Annotated in this window: 11 protein-coding genes; 6 read left to right on the top strand and 5 right to left on the bottom strand. The window is 70.5% G+C overall.

The genetic code is table 11. The features are described from left to right. Positions 1-74: 74 nt before the first annotated feature. From ACSIH6_RS08915 to ACSIH6_RS08905, 3 genes are all read right to left on the bottom strand, one after another. The gene (locus tag ACSIH6_RS08915) at positions 75-437 is read right to left on the bottom strand and encodes a hypothetical protein (RefSeq protein ID WP_435107743.1); all 363 of its coding nucleotides are present in this window, start codon (positions 435-437) and stop codon (positions 75-77) included. Between the two features lie 34 nt (positions 438-471). Next, positions 472-804, bottom strand: a complete 333-nt coding sequence (locus tag ACSIH6_RS08910) for a hypothetical protein (RefSeq protein WP_435107742.1) — start codon at positions 802-804, stop codon at positions 472-474. 122 nt (positions 805-926) lie between these two features. Continuing rightward, the gene (locus ACSIH6_RS08905; RefSeq protein ID WP_435107741.1) at positions 927-1,412 is read right to left on the bottom strand and encodes a M23 family metallopeptidase; all 486 of its coding nucleotides are present in this window, start codon (positions 1,410-1,412) and stop codon (positions 927-929) included. A 291-nt stretch (positions 1,413-1,703) separates the two neighbouring features. On the opposite strand from ACSIH6_RS08905, the gene rpsB reads away from it, so the two are divergent. From rpsB to ACSIH6_RS08875, 6 genes are all read left to right on the top strand, one after another. After that, positions 1,704-2,714, top strand: a complete 1,011-nt coding sequence (rpsB, locus tag ACSIH6_RS08900) for a 30S ribosomal protein S2 (RefSeq protein WP_435107739.1) — start codon at positions 1,704-1,706, stop codon at positions 2,712-2,714. Between the two features lie 124 nt (positions 2,715-2,838). After that, positions 2,839-3,675 carry a translation elongation factor Ts gene (tsf, locus tag ACSIH6_RS08895; protein WP_435107738.1) on the top strand — a complete coding sequence of 279 codons (837 nt, stop codon included), beginning with the start codon at positions 2,839-2,841 and terminating at the stop codon, positions 3,673-3,675. A gap of 165 nt (positions 3,676-3,840) precedes the next feature. Further along, positions 3,841-4,599 carry a UMP kinase gene (gene pyrH / locus ACSIH6_RS08890; protein WP_435107737.1) on the top strand — a complete coding sequence of 253 codons (759 nt, stop codon included), beginning with the start codon at positions 3,841-3,843 and terminating at the stop codon, positions 4,597-4,599. A 49-nt stretch (positions 4,600-4,648) separates the two neighbouring features. After that, positions 4,649-5,206, top strand: a complete 558-nt coding sequence (gene frr / locus ACSIH6_RS08885) for a ribosome recycling factor (RefSeq protein ID WP_017566250.1) — start codon at positions 4,649-4,651, stop codon at positions 5,204-5,206. 3 nt (positions 5,207-5,209) lie between these two features. Continuing rightward, positions 5,210-6,145: a phosphatidate cytidylyltransferase gene (locus ACSIH6_RS08880; protein WP_435107736.1), complete on the top strand. Its 936-nt coding sequence runs from the start codon at positions 5,210-5,212 to the stop codon at positions 6,143-6,145. Positions 6,146-6,238: 93 nt separating this feature from the next. Beyond that, positions 6,239-7,420, top strand: a complete 1,182-nt coding sequence (locus ACSIH6_RS08875) for a pyridoxal phosphate-dependent aminotransferase (RefSeq protein WP_435107735.1) — start codon at positions 6,239-6,241, stop codon at positions 7,418-7,420. A gap of 109 nt (positions 7,421-7,529) precedes the next feature. Here the strand turns inward: ACSIH6_RS08875 and ACSIH6_RS08870 are convergent, their stop codons facing one another. Then, positions 7,530-8,957 (bottom strand): APC family permease, encoded by a 1,428-nt coding sequence (locus ACSIH6_RS08870; protein WP_435107734.1) that lies wholly within the window; start codon positions 8,955-8,957, stop codon positions 7,530-7,532. Between the two features lie 133 nt (positions 8,958-9,090). Further along, positions 9,091-11,256: a 1,4-alpha-glucan branching protein GlgB gene (glgB, locus tag ACSIH6_RS08865; protein WP_435107751.1), complete on the bottom strand. Its 2,166-nt coding sequence runs from the start codon at positions 11,254-11,256 to the stop codon at positions 9,091-9,093. Between the last annotated feature and the right edge of the window lie 277 nt (positions 11,257-11,533).

The raw sequence follows: 11,533 nt of genomic DNA, 5'->3' as shown, positions 1-11,533 counted from the left end.
TCGGACTGGCCCTCCAACGTGGTCCAGTAGGTGTCCGCCCTGCCGTTCAACTCCTCCGCCTTGGCGGCACGGGACTAGAGGATCCCCACGTCGTCCGCGTCGGCGAATCCGAAGTTGCTGCCAACCAAGGATTCCCATTCCTCGCGGAGACCGTCGATGTTCTGCTCGTAGCGGTCGACCTCACCGCGCCACTTGGTGACGACGCCCCACACGTGGAAGCAGGCGGACAGGGCCTCCGACCACGCCTCCTGGTTCTCCGTCGCCGTCGAGAGGACGTCGGCGGCGATGAGGTCGGAGAACTCCTTGGCGGAGTCGTTGAAGAGGGCGTTCAGGTCCCCCGTCTTTCCGGTGATCCGGGAGACGAGGTCCATCATGTCGTCCGCGACGGCGTTGAGCTTGCCCTTGTCGACGTCGCATTCCTGGGGGGAGAAATCCATGGTGTCTTCCGCTTGTCGGCGTCGGTCGTAACGGCTAGAGGTTCGGTGGGCGGCTGAGGGGACTGTCCACGGGGACGAAGTCCTCAGCGCTGCTGTGATCGGTGGCAGCGGCCTCCGAGGCACCCGCCTGCACGTTCTCGGCGAGGGAGACGCCGTGGTTCTCCACCTTCGCCATCGCCTCCGCCTGCTCCTCGCCGTACGCGGACCAGCCCGTGACCTGCGGATCGGGGGCGCAGGCCGACTTCGCCGAGAGGAGAACCTCGTTGAAGTCCTCTCCCAGGCCGATGAACCCGCTCGCGTAGGCCTCGGCGTTGCTTCCTATCCCATAGGCGTCGTAGGGGTTTACACCGGCCTCGTGTCCGGGCAAGGATTCCTCCCTTGATCTCTTCGCATGCTTTGCTCAGGTAAATCAGCTGATTGAAGGGATAGAAATGAAAGAGCGGTGTCTATTCTTCTGGGGAGATTACAGTACCAAGGGTGAGTGGTTTATTACGGACCCGGTGTGAGCGGCAGCAGGCGGAACTGCCCGAGGCCGAGCAGGGAGAGCGGGTCGAGGTGGTCGTCGCCGCGGAGCAGGCCCCAGTGCAGGCAGGGGCGGTCCGGGCAGTGCGGCGGCGCGGCGGCGAGCGTGCCCAGCGGGTCCCCCGCGGCGACCGGATCGCCCCGGACCAGGTCGGACTCCACCGGCAGGTAGGTGGTGCGCAGGTCGCTGTGCACCACGCTCACCAGCGGCGTGCCCGCCACATCGCCCGCGAAGTGCACCCGCCCGGCACCGGCCGCGCGGACCTCCTGGCCGGGCTCCGCGGCCAGGTCCACACCCAGGTGCCCGGGCAGCCAGCGCAGCTCGGGCGGGTCGAAGTGGCGCAGCACCCCGACCGGAGGGTCCACCGGCCAGCGCCAGTCGGGCTCGGCGGGGTGGTGCGGGGACAGGAGGGAGAACGCCAGGGACAGGGTCAGGAGCAGCGAGGGGGCCATACCTCCAGGGTCCGGACCCGGGGGGCGGACCGCCAGAGGGTGCCCGAACCTGTGGACAACCGCGCCGCGGAGGGATCGAAACGCGGCGCAGGTCCCGACGTATTCCCGATGGAGGATAGAATCATCTGTGGCCCGTCGGGCCGATCACAATACGCACGTCCACGAGCCTCCTCAGCGAGGGGCCGTACCCGCGGTCCGCGCCGCCTTCCACGGCGGTGCGGCGGTACGTCCGGGGCGTCAGGAACAACCGTGAGCGGGGACCCTCCCCGCCACCTCAAGGAGGACCAGGTCATGGCCACAGTCGTGACGATTCGCCAGCTCCTGGAGAGCGGCGTCCACTTCGGGCACCAGACCCGCCGCTGGAACCCCAAGATGAAGCGCTTCATCTTCACTGAGCGCAACGGCATCTACATCATCGACCTCCAGAAGTCGCTGGCCTACATCGACCGCGCCTACGAGTTCGTCAAGCAGACGGTCGCCCACGGCGGCACCGTCCTGTTCGTCGGCACCAAGAAGCAGGCGCAGGAGGCCATCGACGAGCAGGCCCGCCGCGTCGGCATGCCCTACGTCAACCAGCGTTGGCTGGGCGGCATGCTCACCAACTTCTCCACCGTGCACAAGAGGCTCCAGCGTCTCAAGGAGCTGGAGGAGATCGACTTCGACGACGTCGCCGGCTCCACGCTCACCAAGAAGGAGCTCCTCAACCTTCGCCGTGAGAAGGAGAAGCTGGAGCGCACCCTCGGTGGTATCCGCGACATGTCCCGCGTGCCCAGCGCGGTCTGGATCGTGGACACCAAGAAGGAGCACATCGCGATCAGCGAGGCTCGCAAGCTGAACATCCCGGTCGTGGCCATCCTGGACACGAACTGCGACCCTGACGAGGTCGACTACCCGATCCCGGGTAACGACGACGCCATCCGCAGTGTCAGCCTGCTCACCCGCGTGGTCGCCGACGCCGTCGCCGACGGCCTCATGGCCCGTTCCGGCGCCTCCGAGGGCACCGGCGAGCGCAAGGCCGCCGAGGAGCCCCTGGCCGAGTGGGAGCGCGAGCTCCTGGAGGGCAAGGCCGACTCGGACAAGGCCGACTCGGGCGAGGCCACCGCCGAGACCGGTGAGGCCACCGCCGAGGAAGCCCCCGCCGAGCAGGCTCCCGTCGAGGCCGCCGAGACCGCCGCCGAGCAGGCTCCGGTCGAGACCGCCGCCGTCGCCCCGGCCGACGAGGTCGCCGCCGAGGCTCCGGCCGAGGTCACCTCCGAGGACTCCCCGGTCGACGCGCCGGTGAAGGCCCCCGACGCCGAGTAGTCCCGTGCCCCAGCGCACCGCCGCCGCCCCGCCGCTCCCGGCGGGGCGGCCGCTCGGTGCCCGGGGCCGGATCCGCTCCACTTTCCGTACAGACTCTCCACTCCAAGGGAATCCGAGAACAGTCATGGCGAACTTCACCGCCGCGGACGTCAAGAAGCTGCGCGACATGACCGGCGCCGGCATGATGGCCTGCAAGAAGGCCCTGACCGAGGCCGACGGCGACTTCGACAAGGCCGTCGAGGCCCTGCGCGTCAAGGGTGCCAAGGACGTCGGCAAGCGCGCCGAGCGCACCGCCGCCCAGGGCATGGTCGTCCTCAAGCAGGAGTCCGAAGGCAAGGCCACCCTCGTCGAGCTCAACTGCGAGACCGACTTCGTCGCCAAGAACGACCAGTTCATCGCGCTCGTCAACCAGGTCGCCGACTTCGTCGCCGCCCAGGACAGCGACGACCTCGCCGCCGTCGCCGCCGCCGAGATCGAGCCGGGCAAGACCCTCCAGGCCTTCATCGAGGCCAAGAGCGCGGTCATCGGCGAGAAGCTGGAGTTCCGCCGCTTCGCCAAGTTCGAGGGTGCCTACGTCGCCAGCTACCTCCACAAGTCCGACCCGGACCTGCCCCCCACCATGGGCGTCCTGGTCGAGCTGGACAAGGCTGACGAGGAGGTCGGCAAGGACCTCGCCCAGCAGATCGCCGCGCTGGCCCCGCAGTACATCGGCCGGGACGACGTCCCCGCCGAGGTCGTGGAGAACGAGCGCCGCATCGCCGAGCAGACCACCCGCGAGGAGGGCAAGCCCGAGCAGGCCATCCCCAAGATCGTGGAGGGCCGCCTCAACGGTTACTTCAAGGACGTGACGCTGCTCGGCCAGCCGTTCGTCAAGGAGAACAAGAAGACGGTCCAGAAGGTCGTCGACGAGGCGGGCGTGACCGTCAAGCGCTTCGTCCGCTTCAAGGTCGGCCAGGCCTGAGGGTTTTGAGATGATGGAGGTGCCGGGGAGACTGCTCCCCGGCACCTTCGGTGGATATGGGCGGGTGGCGGGGCGCGTGAGCCCGGTCTGCCGCCGCGAGGAACACTCGGGGGACCCTGTGCCGCTCGGGGACGACAAGGGAGGCCACAGGCTGTGAACGAAGCGATGAGCACCGAACCGGCGAGTACCGGACCCGCGATGCACGGTTCCGGATGGAAGCGCGTGATGCTCAAACTCTCGGGAGAGGCGTTCGCGGGCGGTGGCGGCCTGGGCATCGACCCCGAGGTCGTCCAGTACGTGGCCGAGTCCATCGCCGAGGCGGTCTCCGAGGGCATCCAGGTCGCGGTGGTCGTCGGCGGCGGCAACATGTTCCGCGGCGCCCAGCTCACCGAGGGCGGCATCGAGCGCGGTCGCGCCGACTACATGGGCATGCTCGGCACCGTCATCAACTGCCTCGCCCTCCAGGACTTCCTGGAGCGGCTCGGTGTGGACACCCGCGTGCAGACCGCGATCCACATGAGCCAGGTCGCCGAGGCCTACATCCCGCGCCGCGCCGTACGCCACCTGGAGAAGGGCCGCGTGGTCATCTTCGGTGCCGGTCTGGGCGCACCGTTCTTCTCGACCGACACCACCGCCGCCCAGCGCGCGCTGGAGATCGGTGCGCAGGCGGTCCTCAAGGGCACCCAGGTCGACGGGGTCTACGACTCCGACCCCCAGCGCAACCCCGACGCGGTCAAGTTCGACAAGCTCAACTACAACGAGGTCCTCACCCGCGGCCTCAAGGTCATGGACGCCACCGCGGTCAGCCTGTGCATGGACAACGGGCTGCCCATCGTCGTCTTCGACCTGATGAGCCAGGGCAACATCCTGCGCGCGGTACGCGGTGAGAAGATCGGCACCATCGTCGGGCCGGCCCCGGTCTGAGACAGAGCCTCCGCGACCACAGCAAGTCACGACACCAGGGAGCGCCCACATGATCGAAGAGACCCTCCTCGAGGCCGAGGAGAAGATGGAGAAGGCCGTGACCGTGGCGAAGGAGGACTTCGCCACGATCCGCACCGGCCGCCCCACCCCGGCGACCTTCAACAAGATCACCGTCGACTACTACGGCGCCCGGACGCCGATCAACCAGCTGGCCTCCTTCTCGGTCCCCGAGCCGCGCATGGTGGTCATCTCGCCGTTCGATGTCAACTCGCGCACCGACATCATCAACGCCATCCGCAACAGCGACCTGGGCGTGAACCCCTCCGACGACGGCCAGGTCATCCGCGTGGTGTTCCCCGACCTGTCCGAGGAGCGCCGCAAGGAGTACGTCAAGGTCGCGCGGACCAAGGCCGAGGACAGCAAGGTCTCGATCCGCAACGTTCGCCGCCGCGCCAAGGACACCTTCGAGAAGGCCGTCAAGTCCGGCGACGTCGGCGAGGACGAGGCGCACCGCGCCCAGGCCGAGCTGGACGAGCTGTCTTCGAAGTACGTCGCGTCCGTCGACGAGCTGCTGAAGCACAAGGAATCGGAACTGCTCGAGGTTTAGCCGGTGACCCTTCCTTCCTCCAGCGACTCGGGAGGCGATGACCGCTCGCCCGAGCACAGACCCGGCGGCGGGCCGCAGGACGGCTCCGATCCCGACGGGCAGCGCTTCGTGCTGCACAAACCGGGGGGCGAGCCGGTCCGGACGGGCCGCAACCTCCCGGTGGCCATCGCCAGCGGGTGCGCCCTGGGCGCCCTCGTGTTCTTCTCGGTCTTCCCCTGGCCCCAGCTGTTCACGATCATCACCTCCCTGGGGGTGCTGATCGGCCTGCGCGAGGTCAACCGGGCGTTCGCGGGCAAGGGCATGGGCCTGGCACTGGCACCGCTCGCCGTCGGCGGCGTGGCCATGCAGGTCGCCGCCTACTTCGGGGGAACCGACTGGCTGGTGGGCACGACCGCGCTGACCGCCATCGTCGCCCTGGTGTGGCGGCTTCGCGGAGGCACGGAAGGGTTCGTGGCCGACGTCGCGGCGAACCTGTTCACCCTGGTGTACCTGCCGTTCCTGCTGGGCACGTGGCTGCTGCTCATCTCGCACCCCGAGGACGGCCAGTACCGCCTGGTCACGTTCATCGTGGTGACGATCTCCAGCGACATCGGCGGGTACTTCGCCGGGATCCTGCTGGGCCGGCACAAGATGGCGCCGGTGATCAGCCCCAACAAGACCTGGGAGGGATTCGGCGGCTCGGTCGTGGGCTGCGCCGTCGCGGGCGCGCTGTGCGTGACGCTCATGCTGGACGGCCCGTGGTGGGTCGGTGTGGTCCTCGGCCTGGCGGTCGTGCTGGCCGCCACCGTCGGGGACCTCATCGAGTCGCTGTTCAAGCGCGACCTCGGGGTCAAGGACATGGGCGGGTTCATGCCCGGGCACGGCGGCCTGATGGACCGCCTGGACTCGCTGCTGATCGCCGGTCCCGTGACGTGGATGGTGCTGAGCCTGCTGCTTTAGGCGGGCGGCGAACGGGGCGGGTTCCTGCGGGACCCGCCCCGTCGGCGTCCCCGCGCCTGGCCCGCCGACCGGGAGGGTGGATACGCTCGACGGGTGGAAGAACCGCTGATCGAACGAATGCGCGTGTACGGCGAGACGGTCTTCGCCGAGATGACGCGGCTGGCCGTGGAGACCGGGTCGGTGAACCTGGGACAGGGGTTCCCCGACACCGACGGCCCCCGCTCCCTGCTGGAGGCCGCCTCCGGGCACATCCTGGAGGGGGTGAACCAGTACCCGCCCGGGCCGGGCCGCCCCGAGCTGCGGCAGGCGGTGAGCCGGTACCGGGCCCGCCACTACGGCATCGAACTGGACCCGGACACCGAGGTCTACGTCACCGTCGGCGCCACCGCCGGGATCGCGGCCGCGATGCTCGCCCTGGTGGAGCGCGGCGACGAGGTGGTCGTCTTCGAGCCGATGTACGACTCCTACGCCGCCATGATCACGCTGGCGGGCGGGGTGCGCAGACCGGTGACGCTGCGGCCGGACCCCGTGACCGGCCGGTTCACCTTCGACCCCGCTGAGCTGCGCGCGGCCGTGGGCCCCCGCACCCGGATGGTCCTGGTGAACACGCCGCACAACCCCACGGGGACCGTGTTCACCGCCGAGGAGCTGGAGGCGGTCGCTCAGGTGTGCCGCGAGCACGACCTGATCGCGTTCACCGACGAGGTGTACGAGTTCCTCACCTTCGACGGGCGGCCGCACGTGCCGCTGGCCACCCTGCCGGGCATGCGCGAGCGGACGTTGTCGGTGTCCTCGGTCGGCAAGATGTTCGCCGTGACCGGGTGGAAGACCGGCTGGGTGATGGGGCCCGAGCCGCTGGTCAGCGCGGTGCGCACGGTCAACCAGTTCCTCACCTTCTCCGCGAACGGCGCGCTCCAGTTGGCCACGGCCGACGCCATCGACCACGAGGAGGAGTGGGTCGCCGCCCAGCGCACCGCCCTCCAGGGCAAGCGCGACCGGTTGGTGGAGGGACTGACCGGCGCCGGTTTCGACGTGGACGCGTGCGAGGGCACCTACTTCGTCATGGCCGACATCCGACCGCTCGGGTACGCCGACGGGGTGGAGGTGGCCCGCGCGCTGCCCCGGGAGGCGGGGGTGGCCGCGGTGCCCGCCCAGGTGTTCTACGACCGGCAGGAGGAGGGTGCGCACCTGCTCCGGTTCGCGTTCTGCAAGAGGGACGAGGTGCTGGACGAGGCGGTCGCCCGCCTCGTCGGCTGGCACGCGCGCGGGCGGTAGGGACGCAAGACCGGTCGGGCGCCGGTCAGCGTGTACCGGGTCGGCACGCGCGCGAGAGGTAGGCACCCGCCGTCGTGCGTCCCCCGTGGGAGCGCACGGCGGCGTGGCGTCAGGTCCGCGGGCTCCTGCGGGAGCGCGCGTCCATCGCCTCGACCAGGCGCCGCTCGGCGTCGGGGCCCGCCGCGATCCGGGGCAGGCGCCACATCAGGGCGGCCCCGGCCACCCACCACACGATCACCATCAGCCACTCGTTGGGCCAGCTCAGCGCCGCGGGCATGCCGGGCAGGTAGAGCAGGAGCAGCCCCAGGCTCAGCACGAGGGCCACCACGCCGACGGGGACGCCCGCCGGAACGGTGAAGGGCCGCTCCATGCCGGGTTCGCGGCGGCGCAGCACGAGGAAGCTGACCACCACCGTGACGAAGCCGACCACGATGTTCAGGCCGCCCGCGTTGACCAGCCAGCCCAGCATCGGCTCTCCGAAGAACGGGGACACCAGCGAGAGCGCGCCGACGAACAGGACGGCGTTGGACGGGGTGCGAAAGCGCGGGTGCAGGCGGCCGAACCAGGCCGGGAGCATCCGCGAGGCGGCCATGGCGTAGATGAGGCGGCTGCCGCCGATGAGGAAGGCGTTCCAGCTGGTGAGCAGGCCCGCGACACCCCCGAGGACGAGCAGGTTGCCCATGGCCGCGCTGTCCCACATGGCGGCGACGGCGTCGGCGGAGGCCAGTTCGGAGGCCGCCAGCTCGTTCGGGCCCAGGCCCGATCCCGCCGTCAGCATGACCATCACGTACCAGGCGGTCGCGCAGAACACCGACAGGACCAGCAGGGTGCCGACCATGCGGTACGGGAGCCTGATCTCGGAGGCCGACTGCGGGATGACGTCGAAGCCGACGAAGAGGAACGGGACCGCCACCAGGACAACGAACACGCCCGAGACGCCGCCGGTGAACAGCGGCCGCATGTTCTCCACGGACCCGCCGACGAACGCGCCGGTGACCATGGCGGCCCCGGCTACCAGCAGGAACAGCACCGCGACGGTCTGGAAGACGCTCGCGGGCTTGATGCCGACGTAGTTGAGCACGGTCATCAGCACGGCCGCGGCCACGCCGACGGCGACCAGGCTGGCGTGGACGTCGTACCCGGCGACGGTCCACAGGCGGCCGACCGCCATGTCGGGGAAGAGGTAGACGAGGGTCTGGGGGACGGCGACGGCCTCGAAGGCGACGACGGAGACGTAGCCGAGGGCCATGGCCCAGGAGGCGGTGAAGGCCCCCTTGGGGCCGATGGCGCGCATGGCGTAGTGGTGCTCTCCGCCCGCGTGCGGCATCGCGGCGACGAGTTCGGCGTAGGCGAGGCCGACGAAGGCCATGATGACGCCGCCGACCACGAAGGCCAGGGCGGCGCCCGCGCTGCCCGCCGCGCTGACGAAGTCGCCGACCAGCACGATCCAGCCGAAGCCGATCATCGCGCCGAAGCCGAGGGCGAGGACGTCACCCCTTCCCAGCACCCGGACGAAACTCTGGCTGTTGTCGGACACGGGGTCTCCCAACGGTCGTGCCTGTGGTGCAGGACACACAAGCACGCGGCGGCGGTGAGCGGAAGAGCCCGTCGCGGACGTTTTCGCTCCTGTTTCGCTCCCGCCACGCACACCGCTCACGCACCGGTGACTGCTAGGCCTCGGGCTCGAACCAGACCGCGCCGAGCGGGGGCAAGGCGACCTCCGCCGAGAACGGCTGCCCGTCCCAGGGCACGGGCTCGGCCTCCACACGGGCGGGCACCGGGTGGTCCGAGCCGCCGAAGCGCGCCTCGTCGGTGTTGAGCAGCGCGGTCCACCGGCCTCCGGAGGGCAGGCCCATCCGCCGCTCCGTACGGGGCACCGGCGAGAAGTTCACCGCGCAGGCGAGCACCGAGCCGTCGTCGCCGTGGCGCAGGTACGACAGCGTGTTCCCCTCGCGGTCACCGCCGTCCAGCCAGGTGAAGCCCGCCGGTGCGGTGTCCTGCGACCACAGCGCGGCCCGCGGCCGGTAGGCCTCGTTGAGCGCCCGCACCAGGCGCTGCACCCCCGCGTGGTGCTCGAACTGGAGCAGCCACCACGGCACGCCCTCCTGGTGCGACCACTCGTCGCCCTGGGCGATCTCCCCGCCCATGAACAGCAGCTGCTTGCCCGGGTGGGACCACATGAACGCCAGGAGCGCGCGCAGGGTCGCCGACCGCTGCCACTCGTCGCCGGGCGGCTTGTTGAACAGCGACTGCTTGCCGTGCACCACCTCGTCGTGCGACAGCGGCAGCACGTAGTTCTCGCTGTAGGCGTAGACCATCGAGAACGTGACGTCGTCGTGGTGGTACTGGCGGTGGATCGGCTCCTTCCTGACGTACTCCAGGGTGTCGTGCATCCACCCCATGTTCCACTTGAACCCGAAGCCGAGCCCCCCGTGGTCCACCGGCGTGGTCACGCCCGTGTAGGCGGTGGACTCCTCGGCGATCATCGCCACGTGCGGGTTGCGCCGGTAGACGGTGGTGTTGAGCTCCTTGAGGAAGTCGATCGCCTCCAGGTTCTCCCTGCCGCCGAACGCGTTCGGCTCCCAGGCCCCGGAGTCGCGCGAGTAGTCCAGGTAGATCATCGAGGCCACCGCGTCCACCCGCAGGCCGTCGACGTGGAACTCCTCCAACCAGTACAGGGCGTTGGCCACGAGGAAGTTGCGTACCTCGGTCCGCCCGTAGTTGAAGATCAGCGTCCCCCAGTCCGGGTGCTCGCCCCGGCGCGGGTCGGGGTGCTCGTACAGCGCGCTCCCGTCGAAGCGGGCCAGCGCCCACTCGTCCTTCGGGAAGTGCGCGGGCACCCAGTCCAGCAGCACGCCGACCCCCGCGCGGTGCAGGGAGTCCACCAGGTGGCGGAACTCGTCCGGTGTGCCGAACCGGGGCGTGGGCGCGTAGTACGAGGTCACCTGGTAGCCCCAGGAGCCGTCGTAGGGGTGCCCCGCCACGGGCAGGAACTCCACGTGCGTGAACCCCATGTCGGTCACGTACGCGACGAGCTCCTCGGCCAGCTCGGCGTAGCCCAGCCCGGGCCGCCAGGAGCCCAGGTGCACCTCGTACACGCTCATCGGCGCCCGGTGCTGCTCCACGCCCTTGCGCTCGGTCATCCACTCCTGGTCGGACCACACGTGCGCGGAGGAGGTGACCACGGAGGCGGTCGCGGGCGGCATCTGCGTGCACCGCGCCATCGGGTCGGCCTTGTCGCGCCAGTGCCCGTCGGCGCCCAGGACCTGGAACTTGTACAGCCCGCCCTCGCCGATCCCGGGCAGGAACAGCTCCCACACGCCGCTGGAGCCCAGACTCCGCATCGGGTGCCCGACGCCGCTCCAGTGGTTGAAGTCGCCGATCATCCGCACGCCGCGCGCGTCCGGCGCCCACACCGCGAACCGGGTTCCGGCCACCTCGCCCATCGCGGTGTCCTCGACCCGCACGTGCGCCCCGAGGGCGTTCCACAGCTCCTCGTGGCGGCCCTCGCCGATCAGGTGCAGGTCCAGCTCGCCCAGGGTCGGCGCGAACCGGTACGGGTCGGCGGCCACGTGCTCGGTGCCGTCCTCGTAGCGGGCGCTGATCCGGTAGTCGGGCACGGAACCGAGCCTGCTCCGGGACACCTTCGCGGAGAACACGCCCCGGTGCAGGTGGTCCAGGCGCAGCCGCGAGCCGTCGGCCAGGACGGCGTGCACCTCCACCGCGCCCGGCCGCAGGGCCCGCACGACGGTGCCCCGGCCCTCGGCGTGCACGCCCAGCAGCGCGTGCGGGTCGTGGTGGTGGCCGTCCACCAGCCGGTCCAGGGCGGCGACCAGCTCGGGGTCGGGCCCCTTGCGCCGGGAGGCGGCCGGGGTCCGCTTCGCGGCCCCGCCGTTCTCCGCGGCCTTCCCCTTCGCCGCGGTCCCGCCGTCGGCGGAGGCCTTCGCTTTGGCGGCGCCCTTGGTGTCGGCCCCGCCGTTCGCGGAGGCCGGTGTCCGCCTGGCGGCCGTGGCCTTCTTTCCCGCCTTCGCGGCCGGGGCCTTCTTCCCCGCCTTGGCCGCCGCGGGCCCGTCAGCGGCGGGTTCCACCGCGGCCGCCGTCTCCGCGATCGAC

The organism is Nocardiopsis synnemataformans (assembly GCF_965343085.1).
In the GTDB taxonomy this organism is placed as follows: Bacteria; Actinomycetota; Actinomycetes; order Streptosporangiales; family Streptosporangiaceae; genus Nocardiopsis; species Nocardiopsis alborubida.
This window is presented reverse-complemented; position numbering and strand designations above follow the sequence as displayed.

Bases quoted from the DNA above. Each gene is read 5' to 3' on its own strand.
- pyrH (WP_435107737.1), top strand. From the start codon at position 3,841: ATGAGCACCGAACCGGCGAGTACCGGACCCGCGATGCACGGTTCCGGA.
- tsf (WP_435107738.1), top strand. From the start codon at position 2,839: ATGGCGAACTTCACCGCCGCGGACGTCAAGAAGCTGCGCGACATGACC.
- ACSIH6_RS08905 (WP_435107741.1), bottom strand. From the start codon at position 1,412: ATGGCCCCCTCGCTGCTCCTGACCCTGTCCCTGGCGTTCTCCCTCCTG.
- rpsB (WP_435107739.1), top strand. From the start codon at position 1,704: ATGGCCACAGTCGTGACGATTCGCCAGCTCCTGGAGAGCGGCGTCCAC.
- ACSIH6_RS08915 (WP_435107743.1), bottom strand. From the start codon at position 437: ATGGATTTCTCCCCCCAGGAATGCGACGTCGACAAGGGCAAGCTCAAC.
- frr (WP_017566250.1), top strand. From the start codon at position 4,649: ATGATCGAAGAGACCCTCCTCGAGGCCGAGGAGAAGATGGAGAAGGCC.